Source organism: Peribacillus sp. NPDC094092 (genome assembly GCF_050279365.1).
Classification (GTDB): Bacteria; Bacillota; Bacilli; order Bacillales; family DSM-1321; genus Peribacillus.
This window is the reverse complement of the sequence record NZ_JBNNUC010000002.1, coordinates 325,679-345,649: the sequence shown is the minus strand read 5'-3', so window position 1 is coordinate 345,649 and position 19,971 is coordinate 325,679. Positions and strand designations below refer to the sequence as shown.

General features: G+C 39.3%; 26 protein-coding genes, 1 pseudogene and 1 riboswitch. Of the genes and pseudogenes, 7 read left to right on the top strand and 20 right to left on the bottom strand.

What is annotated here, in order from left to right:
- A partial coding sequence (locus ACQKNS_RS10665; RefSeq protein WP_427642725.1) for a hypothetical protein occupies positions 1-298 on the top strand: 298 nt, incomplete at its 5' end.
- A 603-nt stretch (positions 299-901) separates the two neighbouring features.
- On the opposite strand, the gene ACQKNS_RS10660 is transcribed toward ACQKNS_RS10665, so the two are convergent.
- Both ACQKNS_RS10660 and ACQKNS_RS10655 read right to left on the bottom strand, forming a co-directional pair.
- Positions 902-1,774, bottom strand: a complete 873-nt coding sequence (locus tag ACQKNS_RS10660) for an AraC family transcriptional regulator (protein WP_427642723.1) — start codon at positions 1,772-1,774, stop codon at positions 902-904.
- A gap of 120 nt (positions 1,775-1,894) precedes the next feature.
- A complete protein-coding gene (locus ACQKNS_RS10655) occupies positions 1,895-2,341 on the bottom strand; it encodes a GNAT family N-acetyltransferase (RefSeq protein ID WP_427642720.1) in 447 nt (148 codons plus the stop codon).
- Positions 2,342-2,585: 244 nt separating this feature from the next.
- On the opposite strand from ACQKNS_RS10655, the gene ACQKNS_RS10650 reads away from it, so the two are divergent.
- The gene (locus ACQKNS_RS10650) at positions 2,586-2,765 is read left to right on the top strand and encodes a small acid-soluble spore protein H (RefSeq protein WP_076364174.1); all 180 of its coding nucleotides are present in this window, start codon (positions 2,586-2,588) and stop codon (positions 2,763-2,765) included.
- Between the two features lie 662 nt (positions 2,766-3,427).
- On the opposite strand, the gene ACQKNS_RS10645 is transcribed toward ACQKNS_RS10650, so the two are convergent.
- From ACQKNS_RS10645 to ACQKNS_RS10630, 4 genes are all read right to left on the bottom strand, one after another.
- Positions 3,428-3,940: a DUF3189 family protein gene (locus ACQKNS_RS10645; protein WP_427644163.1), complete on the bottom strand. Its 513-nt coding sequence runs from the start codon at positions 3,938-3,940 to the stop codon at positions 3,428-3,430.
- Positions 3,941-4,171: 231 nt separating this feature from the next.
- Positions 4,172-5,284, bottom strand: coding sequence for a D-alanyl-D-alanine carboxypeptidase family protein (locus ACQKNS_RS10640; RefSeq protein ID WP_427642718.1), 1,113 nt, complete (start codon positions 5,282-5,284; stop codon positions 4,172-4,174).
- A 336-nt stretch (positions 5,285-5,620) separates the two neighbouring features.
- Positions 5,621-5,779 carry a hypothetical protein gene (locus ACQKNS_RS10635; RefSeq protein ID WP_427642716.1) on the bottom strand — a complete coding sequence of 53 codons (159 nt, stop codon included), beginning with the start codon at positions 5,777-5,779 and terminating at the stop codon, positions 5,621-5,623.
- A 184-nt stretch (positions 5,780-5,963) separates the two neighbouring features.
- The gene (locus ACQKNS_RS10630; RefSeq protein WP_427642714.1) at positions 5,964-6,935 is read right to left on the bottom strand and encodes an acyltransferase family protein; all 972 of its coding nucleotides are present in this window, start codon (positions 6,933-6,935) and stop codon (positions 5,964-5,966) included.
- 345 nt (positions 6,936-7,280) lie between these two features.
- Between ACQKNS_RS10630 and ACQKNS_RS10625 the strand changes: the two genes are divergently transcribed.
- Positions 7,281-7,673, top strand: a complete 393-nt coding sequence (locus ACQKNS_RS10625) for a thiol-disulfide oxidoreductase DCC family protein (protein ID WP_137020835.1) — start codon at positions 7,281-7,283, stop codon at positions 7,671-7,673.
- An 83-nt stretch (positions 7,674-7,756) separates the two neighbouring features.
- Here the strand turns inward: ACQKNS_RS10625 and ACQKNS_RS10620 are convergent, their stop codons facing one another.
- The 7 genes and pseudogenes from ACQKNS_RS10620 to ACQKNS_RS10590 all read right to left on the bottom strand — a co-directional run bounded on the left by ACQKNS_RS10620 (position 7,757) and on the right by ACQKNS_RS10590 (position 11,260).
- Positions 7,757-9,139, bottom strand: coding sequence for a DUF3238 domain-containing protein (locus ACQKNS_RS10620; protein ID WP_427642711.1), 1,383 nt, complete (start codon positions 9,137-9,139; stop codon positions 7,757-7,759).
- 123 nt (positions 9,140-9,262) lie between these two features.
- The gene (locus ACQKNS_RS10615) at positions 9,263-9,727 is read right to left on the bottom strand and encodes a KGG domain-containing protein (RefSeq protein ID WP_427642709.1); all 465 of its coding nucleotides are present in this window, start codon (positions 9,725-9,727) and stop codon (positions 9,263-9,265) included.
- Positions 9,728-9,891: 164 nt separating this feature from the next.
- Positions 9,892-10,089, bottom strand: a pseudogene (locus tag ACQKNS_RS10610) (KGG domain-containing protein); the annotation flags it as partial.
- A 152-nt stretch (positions 10,090-10,241) separates the two neighbouring features.
- A complete protein-coding gene (locus ACQKNS_RS10605; protein WP_144528260.1) occupies positions 10,242-10,391 on the bottom strand; it encodes a YvrJ family protein in 150 nt (49 codons plus the stop codon).
- A 51-nt stretch (positions 10,392-10,442) separates the two neighbouring features.
- Positions 10,443-10,661, bottom strand: a complete 219-nt coding sequence (locus ACQKNS_RS10600; protein ID WP_427642707.1) for a DUF2922 domain-containing protein — start codon at positions 10,659-10,661, stop codon at positions 10,443-10,445.
- Between the two features lie 37 nt (positions 10,662-10,698).
- The gene (locus ACQKNS_RS10595) at positions 10,699-10,917 is read right to left on the bottom strand and encodes a DUF1659 domain-containing protein (RefSeq protein WP_427642705.1); all 219 of its coding nucleotides are present in this window, start codon (positions 10,915-10,917) and stop codon (positions 10,699-10,701) included.
- A 172-nt stretch (positions 10,918-11,089) separates the two neighbouring features.
- Complete coding sequence (locus ACQKNS_RS10590; RefSeq protein ID WP_427644162.1) at positions 11,090-11,260, bottom strand: hypothetical protein; 171 nt, start codon at positions 11,258-11,260, stop codon at positions 11,090-11,092.
- A gap of 658 nt (positions 11,261-11,918) precedes the next feature.
- On the opposite strand from ACQKNS_RS10590, the gene ACQKNS_RS10585 reads away from it, so the two are divergent.
- A complete protein-coding gene (locus ACQKNS_RS10585; RefSeq protein WP_427642703.1) occupies positions 11,919-12,566 on the top strand; it encodes a hypothetical protein in 648 nt (215 codons plus the stop codon).
- A 46-nt stretch (positions 12,567-12,612) separates the two neighbouring features.
- Here ACQKNS_RS10585 and ACQKNS_RS10580 read toward each other — a convergent pair whose 3' ends face one another.
- The 4 genes from ACQKNS_RS10580 to ACQKNS_RS10565 all read right to left on the bottom strand — a co-directional run bounded on the left by ACQKNS_RS10580 (position 12,613) and on the right by ACQKNS_RS10565 (position 14,547).
- Positions 12,613-12,867 (bottom strand): sigma-G-dependent sporulation-specific acid-soluble spore protein CsgA, encoded by a 255-nt coding sequence (locus ACQKNS_RS10580; RefSeq protein ID WP_427642701.1) that lies wholly within the window; start codon positions 12,865-12,867, stop codon positions 12,613-12,615.
- A gap of 109 nt (positions 12,868-12,976) precedes the next feature.
- A complete protein-coding gene (locus tag ACQKNS_RS10575) occupies positions 12,977-13,174 on the bottom strand; it encodes a helix-turn-helix transcriptional regulator (protein WP_427642699.1) in 198 nt (65 codons plus the stop codon).
- Positions 13,175-13,184: 10 nt separating this feature from the next.
- Positions 13,185-13,694 (bottom strand): DUF6773 family protein, encoded by a 510-nt coding sequence (locus tag ACQKNS_RS10570; protein ID WP_427642697.1) that lies wholly within the window; start codon positions 13,692-13,694, stop codon positions 13,185-13,187.
- 283 nt (positions 13,695-13,977) lie between these two features.
- A complete protein-coding gene (locus ACQKNS_RS10565; protein ID WP_427642695.1) occupies positions 13,978-14,547 on the bottom strand; it encodes a dihydrofolate reductase family protein in 570 nt (189 codons plus the stop codon).
- Between the two features lie 193 nt (positions 14,548-14,740).
- Between ACQKNS_RS10565 and ACQKNS_RS10560 the strand changes: the two genes are divergently transcribed.
- Both ACQKNS_RS10560 and ACQKNS_RS10555 read left to right on the top strand, forming a co-directional pair.
- Complete coding sequence (locus ACQKNS_RS10560; protein ID WP_427642694.1) at positions 14,741-15,667, top strand: NAD(P)-dependent alcohol dehydrogenase; 927 nt, start codon at positions 14,741-14,743, stop codon at positions 15,665-15,667.
- A gap of 559 nt (positions 15,668-16,226) precedes the next feature.
- Positions 16,227-16,329: riboswitch (purine riboswitch) on the top strand.
- Positions 16,330-16,503: 174 nt separating this feature from the next.
- Positions 16,504-17,385 (top strand): 5'-methylthioadenosine/S-adenosylhomocysteine nucleosidase, encoded by an 882-nt coding sequence (locus ACQKNS_RS10555; protein ID WP_427642693.1) that lies wholly within the window; start codon positions 16,504-16,506, stop codon positions 17,383-17,385.
- A gap of 78 nt (positions 17,386-17,463) precedes the next feature.
- Here the strand turns inward: ACQKNS_RS10555 and ACQKNS_RS10550 are convergent, their stop codons facing one another.
- The 3 genes from ACQKNS_RS10550 to ACQKNS_RS10540 form a co-directional block, all read right to left on the bottom strand.
- Complete coding sequence (locus ACQKNS_RS10550) at positions 17,464-17,844, bottom strand: hypothetical protein (RefSeq protein WP_427642691.1); 381 nt, start codon at positions 17,842-17,844, stop codon at positions 17,464-17,466.
- A 186-nt stretch (positions 17,845-18,030) separates the two neighbouring features.
- A complete protein-coding gene (locus ACQKNS_RS10545) occupies positions 18,031-18,756 on the bottom strand; it encodes a ZIP family metal transporter (RefSeq protein ID WP_427642690.1) in 726 nt (241 codons plus the stop codon).
- Positions 18,757-18,922: 166 nt separating this feature from the next.
- Positions 18,923-19,261: a hypothetical protein gene (locus ACQKNS_RS10540; protein WP_427642689.1), complete on the bottom strand. Its 339-nt coding sequence runs from the start codon at positions 19,259-19,261 to the stop codon at positions 18,923-18,925.
- Between the two features lie 198 nt (positions 19,262-19,459).
- On the opposite strand from ACQKNS_RS10540, the gene ACQKNS_RS10535 reads away from it, so the two are divergent.
- Positions 19,460-19,954 carry a L,D-transpeptidase family protein gene (locus ACQKNS_RS10535; RefSeq protein WP_427644161.1) on the top strand — a complete coding sequence of 165 codons (495 nt, stop codon included), beginning with the start codon at positions 19,460-19,462 and terminating at the stop codon, positions 19,952-19,954.
- Positions 19,955-19,971 lie beyond the last annotated feature (17 nt).

The window sequence follows — 19,971 nt, the reverse complement described above, 5'->3', positions numbered from 1 at the left end:
TAACATCATGATTGCTGCAAGAAGAAAAAACACTGCGATAATGAACATCATGATTGTTGCAAGAAGAAAAAACGCTGCGATAATGAACATCATGATTGCTGCAAGAAGAAAAAACGCTGCGATAGTGAACATCATGATTGCTGTAAGAAGAAAAAACGCTGCGATGAGGACGAGCACCACGATTGGTGTAAGAAAAAACGCTGCGATGAGGACTTTTGGGGTAATTGGTAGTTTATTAAATAGAAAGTACTTTGATGCCGTACTTGATCAAAGTACTTTTTTAGTTCCCAAAAGATGAATTATTCAACTTCACAAGTACCTCTGAAAACAAATACCTATCCATCGTTAATCTCCTTCAAATTTTTTCAAGCAAGCTGTTCCCTCCCATCTTAAGAATTCGACTGCCCTGCCCTTTAATTCTTCAAGAGAATCAACAATTCCCTTTACGAAATTTTTAAAAAAAGTAATAATTTTACACTTTTATACTGGAACATTTGTTCTGCTTATGTTATTCTTATAAAAACAAATAAAAAGATCAAATCGCTGCAAGAGATTTGACCGTAATTATAATTAAAGGTCGGTTGTATCCGCGGGCCTTAAAAGGTTGTACCGCTGAGCCGAGCCATTTGCTAACGTTCAGGGTGCCGGTGATAAAGACAGCTCCGAACTTCAGCTAAGCACCCGTTCGTTCATTAATTACCGGTAATTTATAACATTACAGCTATTATTCAATCTTTAGTTCCCATCCATCTGCCCGCCATAGGTTTACTTAGTCCATCTAGTCGTTTTTGTAAAACAATAGCAAGCAGCTTGTTATAGCAAATACTGCTATCCTGACCTGTTTGTTACATAAGAAAAAGCTGCCATAAGACAGCTTTTCGAATAAATATTTCGTCCATCCTCACTTTTTCAAAACGGGGATCCATATTTCACTTCTAAATGTTGGCGAGGCTATATCTTTATTTTCGTTCCAAAGGATTTCCGGTCCTTCCCTTTGTTCATAGTTAGAGGATGGAAACCATTCGGAATAAATACGTCCCCATACATTTTGCAGTGTTTCAGGAAAGGGACCTACCGCTTCGAATACTGCCCATGTAGATGCATCAACTTCAAGCTGTGTTAAGTGATCTGGACAATCCCTCGTTGTCGCTGCGCCGATATAATGGTCAAGCTCCCCTTTTTCCTCCATGCGGCCCTCGGAAAAATTCGCAGATGCACTAAGCAGCCCCAATGGCTCGACATTCGATAGGCTTTTAAGTTCATTTATCGTTTTCTCGTCTAAGCTTTCCCACATGGATGCAATCTCTGGATTAACCCCGTTAAAAATGATTGGAACTCTTTTTTTAATTCCAATAATGTGAAATGCTTCTTTCTCTTCAATTCGATAGTTCATTTCACTGCCTCCTTTAATGGATAATTGGAAGGACATCGGTGGATAGGCTTTAAGTGAATGGCCATTACTTCTCGCTTCTGATGGTGTGATCCCATGCAAATGGTGAAACGCTCTTGCAAAAGAGTCAGGCGAACTGTATCCGTACTTTATCGCCAGATCAATGACCTTAATGTTGTTATCCTTTAGCTCAAACGCTGCAAGTGTAAGTCGTCTCCGGCGGATATACTCGGATAGTGAAATACCTGCAAGGAAGGAAAACATCCTTTTAAAATGATATTCCGAGCAATAAGCTAGCCTTGCAACTTCTTTAAAGTCAATTTCGTTCGTAAGATTTTCTTCTATGAATGCAATGGCACCATTCATATTTTTCAGCAAATCCATTCAATGACCTCCTTATATCAAAAGAATAGCAGGAATTTAAACGAACCATCCGACATTCTGTGCACTTATTATGCAGGCTCTACTCCCCTTCGCACCCGTTTAATGAAAATAAGCTTATTGTTAATATGGAGATTTACGAACTTTTTGCATAAATAGCTCTGGATTGTCGATCTGATTAAAACCGTATTTTTCATATAATGAATGTGCATCATTAGTAGCTAACATAAACCTGCGGACCCCTTCCAGTTCGGAATGGTTGGTGATGACCTCCATTAACCATTTTGATAATCCCATTTTACGATAGTCAGGTACTATAAACACATCGCACAGGTATGCATGTGTCGCTAAATCCGTTATTACCCTTGCAAACCCAACTTGTTCACTACCTTCATTACCTACTACACCTTTATAAACCCCAAAACATAAGGTCGTATTTTCAATCGACTTCATTACTGTTTCCTTTGGTATTCCCTTTGACCAGTAAGCTTCTTGATTCAAAAAACCATGTATTACATCTACATCTAAATACTTTTTATTAGTAGAAATCGAAAATCCTTTAATCATCATTTTTACACTCCCTTGTTTTTTAAATGTTCTGTAATTATATCAAACCACTGATTTTTATCTTTTGAACTATGCCATGGTCTTCTAAATGATTATAAGCTGCCTTAAATATAACTCGACCTTCTGCTGACGCACCAGTTAGTTAAGTAAGGGAGGGATTCTTGGAAGAATTTTAATTACAACAAGTATATCTAAGTAATTCGGAACAAATATTATACATGTTGCAAATTCAAAGGAGGTGGCTAAAATGAACGCACAACGAGCGGAAGAAATTGCTTCTTCACCAAATATGGTCAATGTAACCTATAATGAGGAAAGTATCTACATCGAACATGTGGATGAACAGAATGGAATAGCTACAATCCATCCCCTTGATGATCCGAATAAAAAACAAAGTGTTTCTGTAACCAGCTTAAAAGAACAGTAATTTCCCCGATTCAATAATAAACCTCCACTTTCGGGTGGCGGTTTATTGTTTGTTTCATCTCAATTACCATTCTCTTCAAAAATTCATCCCTTGTTGTACGATCCTGCCCCGTTAGTTGCACAAAAAAACCGCCCTTAAAGACAGCTCCGATTTTCAGTCCAAGAATTATTTTTAAAATAATAATACGTAGTTTCCTTATACTTGCGCATATTAAAAACAATAACATTGAAAGCGAGATGGATACGCATTGTCTAAACAAGGGATGCAAAACAAGGATCAAACGAGAAAGCAAATCGAGAAACAGGATAAAAGAAATGATGTTGAACTAGGTAATGAATTTCAAATAGGAAACACAAGTTCACAGAGCTCCAAAAAAAGCGGACGTCAAGTAAATAAAAAATAACCCCGATCTTTCGGGGTTATTTTTTCGGGGGTAAAATCGAAATTTTCTGAGATCAAGCAAACAGCGCTGATCTTCAGCTAGCGCATCCGTTATTTCCATGTAAAGATGTCTTTTACAGCAACCCTTGTCCATCCTGAAGCGAAACAAAAAAGCCAACATCAATCGTTGACTTATAATCGACAGTCAAGGTTATTAAAGTGTATATCCTATTACTTCCCATTCAATTCCGGCATCCACAGAGATCAAACATTTAATAATGTTATTTATATATTTCATTTTCCAATATAATCACTTTTTCCCCATTCGCTGCTTTTCCGATTTGTTTCGTATTTTCAACCAGCCGAAAAATATTATCACAGCATTGTTTGGCACCTATAAGCAATAATGGCACACCTAAAAAATCGATTTTTAATGCCCTTGATAAAAATCCCCCTATGGACATGGCAATAGGTACAGTTGGTGAAGTATTGGAGAATACGATTACTTCGTTAAAATGAAATTTCTCTTCCAGTAGTAAAGTCAATTCTTTTAATGAAGGAACCACAAGTTTGTCGCTTCTATGTCCAATTGTATAAACAGAGTTGCCCTCTTCATCGATCCCGCGAAAAATCAGCTTTCCTGCATCTTCCTTCGTTAATTTATTAAAATATTTCACATTTAATATTTCTTCCGAAGTTAATTTTCTTTCCGATTGAGGTAATTGCTTTAAATGATATGCGGCAGCCAAAGATGTGGTATGTGTGCCCCCATAATCATTATAGATATACATCATGAAATCATCCCTAATAGTTTTATTTAACACTATTATGGTCATATACTCCATTTCCAATTCGGTTGCGGTATCTTTATAAGAATATTCCTGTCCTGTTATCATCATAAAAAAGAGTACACCTCATTGTCATGAGACGTGCACTCTTTTATTGTTTATATTATTTAAAAGCAGGGTATGTATAGTCAGTAATGCCCCTGATAGCCAGTCAGTGAGTTTCTTTAGTAACGAGTTCTAAAATCCTCCCAAACCTAGAGATGGGACAGAGAATTTTATTATTATCTTATCATTGATTGTTTCTTTTTTAATTGGGGCAGGCAATACTGTGTTCCTGACATCAGCGACCGTTTTAAGGTCAAAGGATTCGATTGCTTTCCCTTCTTGGTTCATGATTGAAAGAATTCCATCATTACTCGTTTTCAGACTAGGTTGATCACTGATTAAATGAGTATAGTATAAGTCTTCGTTCAGCTTGTAGGAATGAGCGTAGTCCGCTGAATAAAGTTTGCTTTTTTTATCGATTTTGCCTGATTTAAAGTTTTCAAAGCCATAGTTTAATAAAAGCTCGGTATCAGAGTAGGCGACTTTGTCTAAAGGAGCTTTTAGAGTGACAGCGATCAATTCCTGTTCTTCTCTAGTGGCAGTAGTGATCAGGGTGTAACCGGATCTACTGACGAAACCGGTTTTCCCGCCGGTTATTCCCTTATATGGGCGTTCGCCCTTTAACATTTTATGATGGGTAACTAGAGTAGTGTCCCATGTTTCAACTTCCCATGGTAACGCCTTCTTCCCAAAGTACTCACGGAACGTTTCATTTTTCATTGCATACTGGGTAATTTTCGCAAGGTCACTGGCTGTCGTTACATGGTCTTTGTCAAATAATCCATGGGGGTTCGTAAAATGAGTATCGGTGACGTTCACTTCTTTTATTAAAAACTCATTCAAATCTTCCATGAACAGTTTTTCACTGCCGGACATATGCTCGGCAATTGCAATGGCTGCATCATTTCCGGAGTTGATCAGCATTCCTGCAATTAATTTGGAAAGCTCTATTTTCTCCCCAGGTTCAATAAATACCGAAGACCCGTCTGCCTCCGCTGCTTTTTTGCTTATAGTCACCAGTTCGTTCTGATCCCCGTGTTCTATAGCATATATAGCCGTGGCAACTTTCGTTAGACTGGCTGGATACATACTTTTATTCATATTTTTTTCGTATAATACATTCCCACTTTTCGCATCAATAATGATCCCTGCTTCACTATTGAGAGGTAAGTCAGATTCTGCACTTACAGTCGTAGAGGCGAAGGGGATTAAAGCCAACATGATGATGAAGAAAAACTTTTTCATATGCCTCTCCTTTAATGATAGTAAAAATCTTATATAGTCATAATAAAATAAATCTGAAAGTTAAAAGATGTTTTATTGAAAGTGAAATACAAAAGTAATTACCCCTTAATAATTTTGGAAACATTTCGGTTAATGTCCTTCATTTTCTTTCCTGAAATAACTTTATAAGGGTTGTAACCCTTTTAGTGGAGCCTCCATTTATCCCCTTTAAATAGATTTTTTTGCAGATCGCCAAATATCTTGGCAATTTCTTTTCATGAAAAAAACCCTTCAAACTGAAGGGCTCACACCGTAGACAAACTCTAAGAAAAGCGAGTTTGACTGCAGTTTTTTTATTTAAAAAACGTTCCAGTTGATTTCAGAAATCCGCTCCCTTTCCGCCGACTGTCTGCCAAGCCTCCTCGCCGCAAGCGGCTGCGGTGTCTCGGCTAGCCAGTAATTCGGCAGGAGTGTCGCAAATTTCTTCAATCCAATAAGGATTACAGTAAAAAACATGAAGGATAATCTAGTCTTGTATTAAAATCATGGCTCGAGATGAAACCGTTCCGGACCGCCTTCGGAAAGCTAGGTTTTATAATCCTAAATAAAAATGTAGACAAACTTGTATTTCATCAAATTTGTCTACATTCTGGCCCCTTCAAACTGAAGGGCTGGTTACTTTATAGGTATTAAAATTCCGTTATGTTTTCATTTTCATTCCTATTAACATACATTCCACTTTTACAATCGGCTTTCTTGATAATATAAATATAATCATTACAGATATGGCTAATAAAACATAATATTGACCACTTTCTTTGATCCAATCATAAATAAATGAGTTATAAACATATTCCAGAATAAACATATGAAAAAGATAAATAACTAATGTAATGGATCCTATTTCAGTAAAAAATGTTTGCTTTCTAGGAACAATACAAAGAAAGCAATACGTTGCGGCTCCCATGATTAAATACACGATCAACTTATATATAAAACCGAGGGCAATGGAACCCTCCATTAATTCCTTATAGCTTAAACGACCATAAAACCATTCTCTCCAAGTGATGTCACCAAAGAAATAAATGCCGGTAAAGATTAACCCTAGCACACCCCAGCCTATTAGGGCATTCCTTTTCTTTTTAACCCATTCAAAATGATCTTTTTCTAAAAAATGTCCAATTAAAAAGAAAGGAAAGAAAAAGAACGTTCTCGACAAACTTAACCATTCATTTACTTCACCCATATAACCAATTATTAGAGATACAATGATCGAAAAAACGATTCCATATTTCCTAGAGGTAAATATTGACAACAATAAATTCCAACAGAATAAGCTTATTAAGAACCATAAGGCCCATCTTGGAGTCAATATTGTGAATTCAATTGGTTCATCAAATAACTTCTGGTAATAGAAGGTATAAATCACCTGGAATATTACATAGGGAATTAATATTTTTTTTATCAGCATCCAGAGGTCCTTTTTACTTTTTATCTTTCTTGAAAAATAGCCGGATACTAAAATGAAAGCTGGCATATGGAATGAAAAAACAAACAAATAGATCGCTAAAATCCATTCATTTTCTTCTACCATTCGAGCTAATGTGTGTCCCAAAACCACTAGTACGATTAAAATAGCTTTCGCATTATCAAAATAAGGATCACGTTTCATTAAATCTTACCTCCTATAAAGACACTGCTCATTATATCTCCTAATCCTTCATTATGTTTTGAATGAAAAAACCGGCTTTCCTCTAAAAAAGGATTGCCGGCTTTTTTACTAAAGGAAATTCAGTGGAGTATCTACCATATCATAGCTTGTTTACAGGATAGTTAATGGAAAATAACAGTTTGATAACAGAAAACTGCATCACAGGTCCAACCGCCAATTGCGCCATGCAAACGCCCCCGTTTAGTGACTTGCCGGAAATTTCAAATCACGTTTTCGCCTTACCAAAACGGGTAGTGTAATATAGAAGCATGAGTATGATAACGTCTCTCTATAGGAGGAATGTTCATGAATCCGGTCATTTTATTTGATGGTGAATGCAACTTTTGCGATTCGAGTGTCCAGTTCATCATAAAGCGGGACCCGCAGGGGCTTTTTCATTACGCTTCACTTCAAAGTGAGGCGGGACAAGAGTTGCTGAAGAAGTATGATGTTCCTGCAGATATAGATAGTATGGTGCTGATCGAAAGGGATAAGGCCTACTATAAATCGTCTGCAGCCTTGAGGATTTGCCGCCGCTTACAAGGGGCATGGAAATTACTTTACGGTTTCATCATCGTTCCTAGCTTCATCCGGAACTTCGTTTATGATTTCATTGCCAGGAACCGTTACAAATGGTTCGGAAAGAAAGAAGAAAGCTGTATGCTGCCGTCGCCAAGTGTTCGAAAGCGATTTTTATAAAAAAGACCTCATTAACAGGCAAAAATGACTTCAAGCATTCGAGGTCCTTTTTGTTTTTTTGTATTAGAATGCTTTTCGTCTTTTCAATGTGTAAATGTGGAGTATCTCCATAAATGGTTGGCCGTTGGATGAGCCATCATTTCGAGCCCTTTGTTTTCCGCTAGGTGCAGGGGGGCCCAGTTTTGTTCATCTGCCTCCTTTAGGTAGACTTCGTGATGCGGTGCCTGATCATGATACCCGGCTATATTGACTTCGCCATTTCGGTAAAAGGTCCCGATCACTTTATAGTCCACGGAAGGAGAAATGATGATTGGGTTGCCTACAGAGTGTGTCAGCTGAATCGTCGTTTTTTCATGATTGGATGATACATGCTTCACTGCAATGTCTTCATCCGATGCCACTCCTTCTTCGAGGAAATCCCCATCATGATTGTAGCCCTCACTTTTCCCGACTGCTTTGGTACATTCAATTTCGGCTTCACTTTCCTTTTCGTGAATGTACACATCGACCCTAGTCCTGTATCGGGGTGATTCAGGATCGAACCCGCGGTTGTCTCCTTTAAAATAGGGAACCTTTGAAGCAAGATTGGGGTTTTTCAGCCACTCTTCCGGTAAAAAGGTGGAATAGCGCAGCTGCCAATTTCTTTTCTTTTTAGCATCCACGTCGTTTTCGACTGGCTGCAATAGCTGTTTTACAGGTCCTATCTTTTTTGTATTCGTAATTTCCTCGATCGCTGCCTGTTCTTGTGATGAACCTTTTTTTACGGCTCCGACAATACTCGCCACAAGGGATTTCACGGCATAAGACTCCTGCTCTGAACGCGGAAGGGGCCGCTTGGCTTTAATGGTATATGTGTATTCCTGATCCTCACTAATGCTCCGGTCACTGAAGGAACATCCGCCCACTTTCCCAATATCCACGCCGTTTCGGTAAATCCGATACTCTTTTATACCTTTGATGGGCTCCCATTCCAGGCTGGCTTGGCCTTTCGCGACAATCGTCGTGAATACCAAATCCAAAAGGATATTATCCTCTTTTTTATTCGCGGCGGTCGTTGATGTCTGTATTTTCATCCTGTTCACTGCCTGTTCTTTTTCATTCAAGCCATCTATCGTGTACGTATAGATGGTTCCTGGAGTCAGTCCCCGATCTGCCACCCTTGGCTCCGGGCCGCTGTAAATCTGCTCTTGCCCCCTGAATACCCGATAGAAACCACCTTCATCAGGCCACATAAGCTTAATGGTATCTTCTTTCCGTTCGATCTTACACATCAAGGAAGCCGTGTTGAATACCGCTTGGTGCTTCCTCTTATTGGAAATGAGATAAGCGAGGCCCGCAAGACCAAGAGCAAGCAATGAATGCCGTGCAGTGAATGTAATTCCGCCTACTTTTAAACGGGGAAATGAATAATGGACAATCAACTTCATATCACCTCTTTCTTTTCTGGATGTTTTTTCTTTACCCACTTTAATCTCCAAGCACACTTTGTAATGTGCTGTGAAGGGAATTAAAGCGGGACATTTGCTGAGGGCATAAAAAACCGAGGGAATGCACTCCCTCGGTTTTTTATGTGTTTCATGGATTATATGTTAACGGCGGCTTTTTTCCCCGCCTTTTCGTCCTGCTTCTTCACGGCTCATTTTCCCATCACCGGAACCGTCAGAGCTGCCGTCACCATCTCGTTGATTGGCCCTTGACTCTCCGCCTTTTTGGCCGATTTCCTGATAGAATTCCTTATCATGATTTTCGGATGTCGCTTCTCCGCCTTTTTGGCCAATCTTCTGATAGAATTCCTTATCATGATTTTCGGATGTTGCTTCTCCGCCTTTTTGGCCAATCTCCTGATAGAATTCCTTATCATGATTTTCGGATGTTGCTTCTCCGCCTTTTTGGCCGATTTCCTGATAGAATTCCTTATCATGATTTTCGGATGTTGCTTCTCCGCCTTTTTGGCCAATCTCTTGATAGAATTCCTTATCATGATTTTTCGCTGTTGTTTCTCCACCCTTACGGCCTGCTTCTTCACGACTCATTTTATCATTGTTGTTAGTCATTAAAAATTCCTCCTTATTATTTGGATTTTCAGTGAACTAGCTACATATGTCATGTACCCGCTTGAACAGCTATAAAGTTAGAATCAGCTAAATGCTTCAGGTCGCTTCTTTTATTTAGCGGCGACACCTGTTTCTTCCTTGCTCATTTTTCAATCATCGGACCCATCACGTTGATCGGCTCGAGCCTCTCCGCCCTTTTTGCCAATTTCCTGATAGAAATCCTTATCATGATTTTTGGAAGTGGCCTCTCCGCCTTTTTGTCCAATCTCTTGGAAAAATTCCTTATCATGATTTTTCGCTGTCGCTTCCCCGCCTTTGCGGCCAGCTTCTTCCCTGCTCATTTTTTCATTGTTGTTAGTCATTAAAACTCCTCCTTATTGTTTGGGATTTTTATGAACTAGCTACAGTCTTATGTATACCCGATAGTTTTGATATGAAACTAGCATCTATTAAAACTTTTCCATTTCAAAAGGAAAAAGCACCATGAATGGTATCACTCATGATGCTTCCTAACCTACTTGGGAATCCCTTCTCGCAAGCGATCCGGCAGCTCTACAAGGGTTTCATTCAAAGTATCCAATTTCGTTTCAATCCTATGAAGCAAATAAAGGGTAACAATGATCGGGAACCCGATATCACTGACAAATGGCAGGATTTGATCCACTTTTTATTCACCTCAATTCATGTTTGTCCAACAAGATGACTCTCCCGTCCGTCAGACAAGTTCCACTTCCTCGACATTCCGCTCGACAAGGCGGGCCGCCTTCAAATCGATGAAATCCCCGGAAGATGTAACGAACACATTCCCCGCAATGATTTTTTCCATTGCCAGTTTAATCGTATTTACCTGGACCGGCTCCTTCGGGTTATCAACGGAAATCGTCGCCGACTTCCCTTCCTCCGTAACGAAAATCAATTCCAGTACTTTAGCCATTTCAAATCACCTCCCCCTCGAACGGCCACAAAACCGATTAGCCAATCAATGAATGCGTATCCACCCGGGTCACTTCACCCATTGGATAATTCTGCACACTTGCAATCGCAATAGCTGCCGAAAATAACTGATCCGCCGTCGCCTCGACCTTGATGTTCGAAAATGCCCTCCGCTTGAAAACGAGAGCCCCTTTTTCATTTAAACCCGTCTCAAAATCGATCCGCAACGTACTTGATACTGGAATCTGACTTGCCATATCACTCACCCCCTTTCACACTCTATATAAACTTTTTCAGGATGAAAGTAGCATGGCCTTAAAATTTTTCAGGGGAAACACATAAAAAGCTCCCCATCATGTGGGCAGCTCTATAAAATACATATTATTACCATTTTCAGGAAACCTCTTCAAAACAATATTTCACCAAATTTTAATTCTTACTGTCTTCTTTTCTTACTAAAAAATCTTTCTCGATTATTGGCGTTTCTACAAAATTAATTTTTCTCATTATTCGTTGTATTACCCTCGGAAAAAAGTAAGCTCCAAAGAAAGCACAGATAAAAGCCTGTGACCAAGTTTTTATCCAAGTAGATAAAAATATATGATCATACCCACTATTTATTGAGACTAATATAAATGAAATAAAAAGGACATACTAAAAGCCATAAAAAACGCTTGAATAATATTTCGGTATTTAACGTTAATACTCATTATTTCGTACTTCAACTCCTGACCTAATAATTCTTCACTACTATATTTTATTTCTTCCATTTACATTAGTAAAACCATTTTTATAATAGCTTTATCAGAATAACAAATGAAAAGGGGTTAGTGGGGTTGAATTCGTATTATGCTTTTATCAAAACCATAATAACAGGCAGTTTCACAAAAGCTGCCGAAGAACTTGGCTATACTTATATCTGGGACTGAAAAGCACAAAGAAATGGCAAAGCGGCCTTATTCGAATTGGACCTTTTATTTAACTACGATACCCCTGCAGGAAGATGATATGCTGGCCGTAATGCCAGTAGACCTTCCTTCTGCTTCATTCACAAATTGCTAAAAGATCCTTATATTCTGTAGGGAGTTTTTCATAAAATAAATCCAAATACCGTTTATGTTAGTCGTCTTATTTTCCCTTTGAATTATTTTTTTATAACTGGTTTTATTTGTGCGAGAACAAATGGCATTTGGCTTTAAATGGCACGTCATGTTCGTGTTTTCTGGGAAATAATAATCACGAAAGGATGTGGATGTTGATGTCATTAGAGTGGTTTGACAGAGTTAGCGGGGAATTGCAGGATCATCTTCAATCGATTTGTGAGAAATACGACCGTAATGGCAGTATGATCGTGGAGCGCGGGTCGAAGCATCCACGGATCGAGTTTTATACAGAGCTGGATGACAATGAGCGGGATTATTTTTCCACGCTGTTTTTTGATCCATATAATGAAGAATTTTATATGGAATCGTTTGAGCCGGATTTAGGGCAGATTAGCAAGGTCATCCTTTCAGACATTGAAGATATCGTCGATGCCGTCCATGAGAGCTTCCATAATTATTTGGAAGAGGATGATGCCGATTACGAATATGATATGGATATGGAAGATGAAAATGATGATTTGTATGATCCAGACGGCGGAGATTCCGATATATACGAAATCGATGTAGATTGGGAAACGCCTGAAGTGACCGCCTATATCCAGGATAATGAAGTGGAGGTCACCTACCAATTCGGTATCGTTCAGGAAACAGGTGATGGTGTGCTGAAACGGATCAACCGGATTCGGACAGCGGATGATGACTTGATAAAGGATGAAACGAATTTCATTTTCAGCAAGGAAGAAGCAAGCACGATCATCGCCATGATCGCCAGTCATATGGATTCACTTAGTGAAATGGAATAAAAAAACCAACAAAACCTTGTCCATGAACTTCATGGACAAGGTTTCATCATATTATAATCAGTTCATATACCTCTGATAATTGCGTGACCCGTTCCGTATCACTCGCTTCCTTCGCATGCTTGATTTCCTTAGGAAGAATATGGTTAAGGAGGCTGGATTCTCTGCCGGATAGCTTATTGACGAGTTCTTCTTCAGAATGAAAATGCCCGCTTTTGATTTTATTATAAATTTCCTGCGCTTCAGGATATTGGTCCGTATAGTTAGATAATATCTCACGTAAGTAACCAATCGTACGATCCATCAAACCATCCCTCTCGAATGTTAGATTTTTGCTTACATGCTATACCTTCCCCCATTCTTTGCTGATAAATTCCTAAAAAAAAGATATCCAAGTCAATGGATACCCCTAATCAGTCTTCCTCCCAAAACAAATCGTCCAATGTACGCGATAATGCTTTACAAATTCCGACACACAAACTTAAGGAGGGATTATACTTTCCAGATTCAATCAATCCAATCGTTTGCCTGGAAACGCCGACAATCTTGGCCAGTTCATCTTGTGACAAGTCCTTTTCTACTCTCGCAAGCTTCAGTTTCATATTTTTCAACGGAAGGCACCTACAATTTCTTATTATCTTCACTATTTTTCATTCCGACTTTCTTCGCAAGCAAGTATATACCGCCAAAAAACAAAAGTAAAATCGGTAAATAGATCATAACGGATACAAACGATACCAATACAAAATACCATATGCCCTGGGAACTGCCATCCGCATAATTTACGGCACTATTCACCCCCATGAATATAGCGATGATGAGTGCTAAAGCAACCGTACCCAGAATCGTCTTCTTGCTCATCGGTGTTTTGCTTGTGCGGTCATGCATTTCCACTTCATCCCATAATACACCCAAAAAAATGGAACGGGCTAAGTAATACAGCCCTCCTGCAGCAAGGATCACGCCTTCCAGATATAGCTCCCCGCTGCCTGCACCATATTTATATAGTTTAAAAAGTGCACTTACCAGGCAAATGGCCAAGATGACGTAAGACATTTCTTTATAAATTTTATTTCTTACATGCTCCACCCGCTCATCCGTGATCTTTTTCGTTCGTTTAAATAAATCCATCTTCCATCGACCTCCATTTAATTCCATCGGTTACTCCCATTATATGATTTATTTTACTTTTCGCAACATATATATTGCATTTTATAATTTATAAATTGCAAATCAAATAAAAAAGGCACCCACACTTCATGTATGGATACCTTACTAGCCTTATTTATGGATTTCCTCGTATATCTCCATTTTCGGAGATATACCTGCAGTTTTTGTCGATATCGTGAATTCATCATTTTTAAAAAATGGATATAAATATGAATTTTTCATAAAAAAATTTTGATCATTTACATTACAATTCATTAAGATGATAGCAAAGTTGAACAACGCCAGAGGAAAATCTTTTTGTATCAACCAGTTTTAGATTCAATCTCTCCTTCATGTCAATAAACAAAGGTTTCCCTTCCCCTAAAACAACAGGGTGGACAGATAACCTAAATTCATCAACCAGCCCAAACCTTATAAAAGATGTAATAAGACTGGCCCCGCCATAAAGCCAGATGTCTTTACCAGGCTTTTTCTTTAATTTATTTACTTCTTCAACAATATGATCATTTATGATTGTCACTTGATCATCAGTGCTTTTTTTTGTTTTGGAAAACATGAATTTTTCTTTGCCATGCACCAATTTCCACATTTCTTTTTCAGTATCGGATACCTCATTCTCTGGGGTATATTGGCCCCATAAATCATAGCTTTTTCTTCCATAAAAAATGGTATCAATATCCTTTAAGAAATCCGTGAATCCCATTTCAGGGTCCATAATGCACCAGTCCACTTCCCCTTTCGACCCTTCAATAAATCCATCTAAAGTAACTGCTAAATCTAAAATTATTCTTCTCGGTCTTTCATTAATGACCATACTTTTAGCTCCTTTGTCTTATAGAATGTCCCATAAGGTTTCGACCGCTCAGCGAGCACTTGCCCCTGAGCGATGCCGGACAAATACCTGCTGCTTTTAAGCATTCATTTTTCCATTTCGCTTACATGTAGTTTTATATTACAGCTTCAAACATAGTATTAAAAGATTGTATCAAAAACTAAGGAGACTCGCGATGAAAGCAATGATATGCACAAAATACGGTTCACCCGATGTACTGGAACTCCAAGAGGTGGCAAAACCAATACCCAAGGACAACGAAGTTCTCGTAAAGGTTCATGCGGCAACAGTGGCTTCAGGGGACATAAGAGTGCGGAGTTTCAAGAGCCCCCTCTTATTATGGCTGCCAATGCGGATCTTCTTGGGGCTTAGAAAACCGCGAAAATCGATACTCGGAGTGGAGCTGGCCGGGGAAATAGAGGAAACGGGCAGGAATGTGAAAAAATTCAAAAAAGGCGACCAGGTTTTTGCCATGACTGGAATGAATTTCGGGGCTCATGCCGAATACACATGTTTACCTGAAGACGGAACCATGGCGATGATGCCTGCCAATGTGAGCTATGAGGAAGCGGCCGCCGTTTCTTTTGGGGGAACGACAGCCCTTCATTTTTTCAGAAAAGCCAAGATTCAGGACGGACAAAAAGTCCTCATCTACGGAGCATCCGGTTCAGTAGGAACTTCAGCCGTACAGCTTGCCAAATACTTTGGAACAGACGTTACCGGAGTATGCAGTGCCGCTAATTTTGAATTGGTGAAATCATTGGGAGCCGATGAGGTAATTGATTATACGGAGGAGGATTTCACGGAAAGACAAGAGCGATATGACATCATCTTTGATGCAGTAGGGAAAAGCTCGAAAGCCGCCTGCAAGAAAGCACTGACCCCGAACGGGCGATATGTGTCCGTCGAAGGGCAAGGAATAGCAAAGATACTTACGGAAGATTTAATGCTCCTCAAGGAGCTTATCGAAACTGGAACAATAAAATCGGTCATTGATAAACGCTACCCGCTGGAACAGATTCCCGAAGCTCATAGATATGTAGAACAAGGACATAAAAAGGGAAATGTCGTCATAACTTTGGCAGATCATGATAGACCCTGACAAAGCCTATTTCAAATGCTTGGACATGAAAATACCCCTTTGAAAGATCCGTAATACCGTAATTGGATTCTACGAAATCGATTAAGCCAATAATTAAGCAGATTATTCTACCTGTTTCAGACTGTAGACAAAACCGGAGAAAGCGGGCTTGCCTACAGTTTTTTCTAAAAAATGTTCCCGTTTGATTTCAGAAACCCGCTCCCTTTCCGCCGATTGTCTGCCAAGCCTCCTCGGCTAGCCAGTCATTCGGCAGGAGTGCCGCAAATTTCTTCCATCCAATGAGGTTTTCATAATACTAAAAAACCATAGTCTTGTTTTAAAATTATGGTTCGGGATGAGACACATCCGAATTCTCTATCTTTGACTCGGCCTTTAAATTATACTATTCGAAAATTATCCACATAATGATCGTATCCAAACCTCACTAAAACCTTATTTACCTTTTAATAAATCAGCAATTTTAACGAAATAGACCTCATTAAACACGAACATTAAATTAAATTTGTATTTTAATGTTCATTTTTTATTGATTATCTATTATTTGTTTGTTATATTAGCAAAGTAATAATCGTCATTTACTCGTATATGCTCGGAAATATGGTCTGAGCGTTTCTACCTGGTTCCCGGTGAAGAACTAGACTACGGGTTAAAGTATTCGGCTGCTTGCATTCTTGAGCAGCTAATGATTTAGCACTATAATGATTTTGCTTAATCACCATTACTTTGACTATCGTAGGTCTAGAAGGCAGTAATCACTCTGCCGTTCTGGACCTTTTTCTTTGACCGAACTGCGAGTGTATCAAACAATCGAATAATATGTTTTAAGGAGAATTTATATGAGAAAAAACATGTTCAAAAAGTACACGATATTAGGAATCATCACGTTACTTTTCGTGTCGGTGATTGCAGCATGCAGTTCCGCTTCCAAAAATGAAACGGTCGAAAAAAAGACTCAAAGGCCTATAATGATCCAAGGTCCAATGCCAATCGAAGCTGAAAATTTCGCGAAAAGATTAAAAAATGTTAAAGAAGAAAAATCAGGAGATTTTGTATTTTACATTGGAACGTTAGACAATTATCCTGTAATCGTTGCAAAAACAGGTAAAGGGATGGAAAATACAGCTGCCGCAACAGCATTGGCCATTGAAAGATATAACCCTATCGCCATCATCAATCAAGGAACATCAGGCGGACATGATCCAAGCTTAAACGTTTTTGATATTGTTTTAGGAAAAAGAACGGTAAACCTAGGTTCATTAAAAACGGCTGATAAAGCTGAAAACCAAGGAATCGATCCAACCATATGGAAACCGATGGACCTAATGGCTTCTGAAGGAAGTGCAGGAGAAGATCCTAACGCTGAAAAACCACGCTTCTACGAGGGAGATAAGGATTTACTCGCAGCTGCTCATGCAGTTAAAGATACTTACACAAAAGGTAAGGTTGTCGATGGCACTATCGGTTCTGCAGACGTTTGGAATAATGAAATGGATCGGATTAAGTGGTTCCATACGAAATATGGTACATCTGTTGAAGAAATGGAAGGAGCTGCGGCTGCCCAAATCGCCAAAGCTTACGATGTTCCTTTCTTAGGTATACGAGTACTATCCAATAATAAAGTGAATGGCGGTAAATATAACCCCAATACAGCAGCAGCCAATCAAGAATATGTTTATGAAGTGGTCAAAAAATATATCTCTACGATGCCAAGCAAATAGGCCCGGCCCGGAAGCATACTATCCCAATAATGAAATAAAGAAGAGCACCTATGATATACGATAATAGGTGCTCTTCTTTTATTCGCTTAGGACTGTACCCGATTCTTCCTCCTTGGAAAATAATAAGCTGAGGTTATTCAGCGTATAGAGTCTAGCGGTAAAAATGAATAAATCACTGTAGTTGTTTTCAACGTATTCTTCAATGATTCCCATCCCTTTCCTGAATCTACCAACTAATAAATGGGTGTAATTTTCATCCCATGTAAACCGATTGATTCGTTTAAGTTCATCTGCCAATACTTGAAACTTGAACTCCTCGACAAGAAGCTTCAATTGATACAATTTATCTCTATTTAAACAAAAGCAGTTATTTTCATTTTCATGATTTTCCCGGACGAATGTAATGAAGCCATGTATATTATCGGCCAGCATATTCGCTATTTGCATCCCGAAGTTCATTTCTAACATCTCCTCAATGACTAAAATCTATATGAAGAGTGTATGATTTGAAATGATATTTTAACACCTGCAATTATTCTTTTAAGATAGGTTTCCTTATTTCGCCTATGCAATTCCTACTATGATAGATTTTATAAAAAAAATTGCCCCCTTTCCTTCCAAGGGGACAATCTCACTTTTTCGTTATCACATCGAATCCAGAACCAAAGAGATAAGCAGGCCGGCGGCGGTGAATATGCCCGTCATCGGTCCCCCGTCTTCATATGCTTCAGGCATCATCGTCGAGGCAATCATGGCGATAATTCCGCCTCCTGCAAATGCGGCCATCGCTGCCAGGATATAGTCCGGGGCATGATCGAGGAATAGATAGCCCGACATCGAGGATAGTGCCGAAATGAGCAATACGGAAAACCACAGCAGCATGATTTTCTTCTTCGAATAATCACTTTTGAGCAGACCAGTTGTACTTGAGAGCCCCTCCGGAATATTACTGATGAAGATGGCAATGACCAATAGCCAGCTTACCGAGCCACCGCTTATTAAGCTGGCGCCAATCATGATCGACTCCGGTATGGCATCCATCACGGTCCCGATGAAAATGGCCAGCCCCGCTTCCTTCGAGGAGTTATTATTGGACCGTTTCCTTTTATCCGCACCTTTTTTGGAAATAAGAAAATCCAAGGCGGTAAATACGGCGGCCCCTGTTATGAATCCGATCGCCGTCGCCCAGATTCCTCCATCACTCACTGAATCAGCCAGCAGCTCATATGCCGCTGCACCAATCAATACACCCGTACCAAAAGCCATAATATAGCCAATGATGTTTTTCTTTATCGGAATGAAGATGGCGGCTAGTGCGCCAAGGAGGACAGCAGAACCCGAAACCCCTCCCCAAAAGACCGCATTCCACATAGAATCCCCCCATTTCCTTTTATAGGATAGTGTACCCTGGTAGATGTCTGGGTAAACAAGGGGCCGCTTTCGGCAAATTCCAGCAAAAAAAAGCAGTTATATTCGCTGCCATGGTGGTTGTGTATAGAATAGTAGATTCGGCATGATCATCCTAGCCTTCGCTGCCTTATATGACTGATATTTGCGGTTTTCCTTCTTCTCTTTCACTAACCTTTTCAATTTTATCGACAAACATTTGAAAAACCTTTCTCTTTTCTTCCAGCTCTTTTATTGATTCTTTCAATTCGTTCAATTTTTGTTCAAAAGGTTTATGATAGAGCTCACGGATGTTTCGAATGATTTCATCATTTATTGTGGATTGTACAACTTGTTTGGTGATATTGAATTTATAGGAATAAACCTGAAGATCACGCTTAACTTCTTCATACTCTTTTTCTATCCCATGTAACACATCACTGATTTCTTCATTCCATTCAACTAAAGCCTTTTTCACATGTTCCTCCACCCTGATTCCCCCTCTTTAACTAACAAAAAATCCATCTCGATAAAAACTTATTCTATCAAAAGTTCATTTCGGTTTCTTTTCGGCTAAGTTACTTAACAAATACGTTTCATTAAAAACAGATAACAGCGAGTTACGAAACACTTTTGAAAAAACACATAGAATGTAACATGAAAACTATAACTTATGGAGGTGTTCAGACTGATTCATACAGTAAAACCAGGTGAAACACTGACACAGATTTCGAGGGACTACAGGAGACCGCTATCGGCAATCATCGCTGCTAACCCGAACATCAATCCGAATGTCATTTATCCTGGTCAACCCATCATGATCCCTGGTTTCCCCCCTCCTGATACCATTCCATATCAGATCGATGTGTCCGTTAACAATCGTAAGCTGAAGCTGCTGAAAAATGGAGTCCTGCAAAAACAATATCCGATCGCTGTCGGAAGAATGCTGTTCGGTACACCAGTAGGACAATTCATCATCGTTAATAAAGCCCCGAACCCCGGAGGCCCATTCGGGACAATGTGGATGAGTCTATCCAAGGAGCACTATGGCATTCATGGAACGAATGACCCCAGCTCGATCGGTAAAGCCGTCTCAAAAGGCTGTATTCGCATGCATAATCGGGACGTGGAGGAATTATCAAGGACTGTTCCTATCGGGACGCCTGTTACGATTCATCCTTAATGATGATTACAAATAAG

Excerpts from the sequence above, each read along its gene's own strand:
- ACQKNS_RS10660 (WP_427642723.1), bottom strand. The coding sequence starts at position 1,774 with ATGGATTTGCTGAAAAATATGAATGGTGCCATTGCATTCATAGAAGAA.
- ACQKNS_RS10655 (WP_427642720.1), bottom strand. The coding sequence starts at position 2,341 with ATGATGATTAAAGGATTTTCGATTTCTACTAATAAAAAGTATTTAGAT.
- ACQKNS_RS10650 (WP_076364174.1), top strand. The coding sequence starts at position 2,586 with ATGAACGCACAACGAGCGGAAGAAATTGCTTCTTCACCAAATATGGTC.
- ACQKNS_RS10645 (WP_427644163.1), bottom strand. The coding sequence starts at position 3,940 with ATGATGTATATCTATAATGATTATGGGGGCACACATACCACATCTTTG.
- ACQKNS_RS10640 (WP_427642718.1), bottom strand. The coding sequence starts at position 5,284 with ATGAAAAAGTTTTTCTTCATCATCATGTTGGCTTTAATCCCCTTCGCC.
- ACQKNS_RS10635 (WP_427642716.1), bottom strand. The coding sequence starts at position 5,779 with ATGTTTTTTACTGTAATCCTTATTGGATTGAAGAAATTTGCGACACTC.
- ACQKNS_RS10630 (WP_427642714.1), bottom strand. The coding sequence starts at position 6,935 with ATGAAACGTGATCCTTATTTTGATAATGCGAAAGCTATTTTAATCGTA.
- ACQKNS_RS10625 (WP_137020835.1), top strand. The coding sequence starts at position 7,281 with ATGAATCCGGTCATTTTATTTGATGGTGAATGCAACTTTTGCGATTCG.
- ACQKNS_RS10615 (WP_427642709.1), bottom strand. The coding sequence starts at position 9,727 with ATGACTAACAACAATGATAAAATGAGTCGTGAAGAAGCAGGCCGTAAG.
- ACQKNS_RS10600 (WP_427642707.1), bottom strand. The coding sequence starts at position 10,661 with ATGGCTAAAGTACTGGAATTGATTTTCGTTACGGAGGAAGGGAAGTCG.
- ACQKNS_RS10595 (WP_427642705.1), bottom strand. The coding sequence starts at position 10,917 with ATGGCAAGTCAGATTCCAGTATCAAGTACGTTGCGGATCGATTTTGAG.
- ACQKNS_RS10585 (WP_427642703.1), top strand. The coding sequence starts at position 11,919 with ATGTCATTAGAGTGGTTTGACAGAGTTAGCGGGGAATTGCAGGATCAT.
- ACQKNS_RS10580 (WP_427642701.1), bottom strand. The coding sequence starts at position 12,867 with ATGGATCGTACGATTGGTTACTTACGTGAGATATTATCTAACTATACG.
- ACQKNS_RS10570 (WP_427642697.1), bottom strand. The coding sequence starts at position 13,694 with ATGGATTTATTTAAACGAACGAAAAAGATCACGGATGAGCGGGTGGAG.
- ACQKNS_RS10565 (WP_427642695.1), bottom strand. The coding sequence starts at position 14,547 with ATGGTCATTAATGAAAGACCGAGAAGAATAATTTTAGATTTAGCAGTT.
- ACQKNS_RS10560 (WP_427642694.1), top strand. The coding sequence starts at position 14,741 with ATGAAAGCAATGATATGCACAAAATACGGTTCACCCGATGTACTGGAA.
- ACQKNS_RS10555 (WP_427642693.1), top strand. The coding sequence starts at position 16,504 with ATGAGAAAAAACATGTTCAAAAAGTACACGATATTAGGAATCATCACG.
- ACQKNS_RS10550 (WP_427642691.1), bottom strand. The coding sequence starts at position 17,844 with ATGAACTTCGGGATGCAAATAGCGAATATGCTGGCCGATAATATACAT.
- ACQKNS_RS10545 (WP_427642690.1), bottom strand. The coding sequence starts at position 18,756 with ATGTGGAATGCGGTCTTTTGGGGAGGGGTTTCGGGTTCTGCTGTCCTC.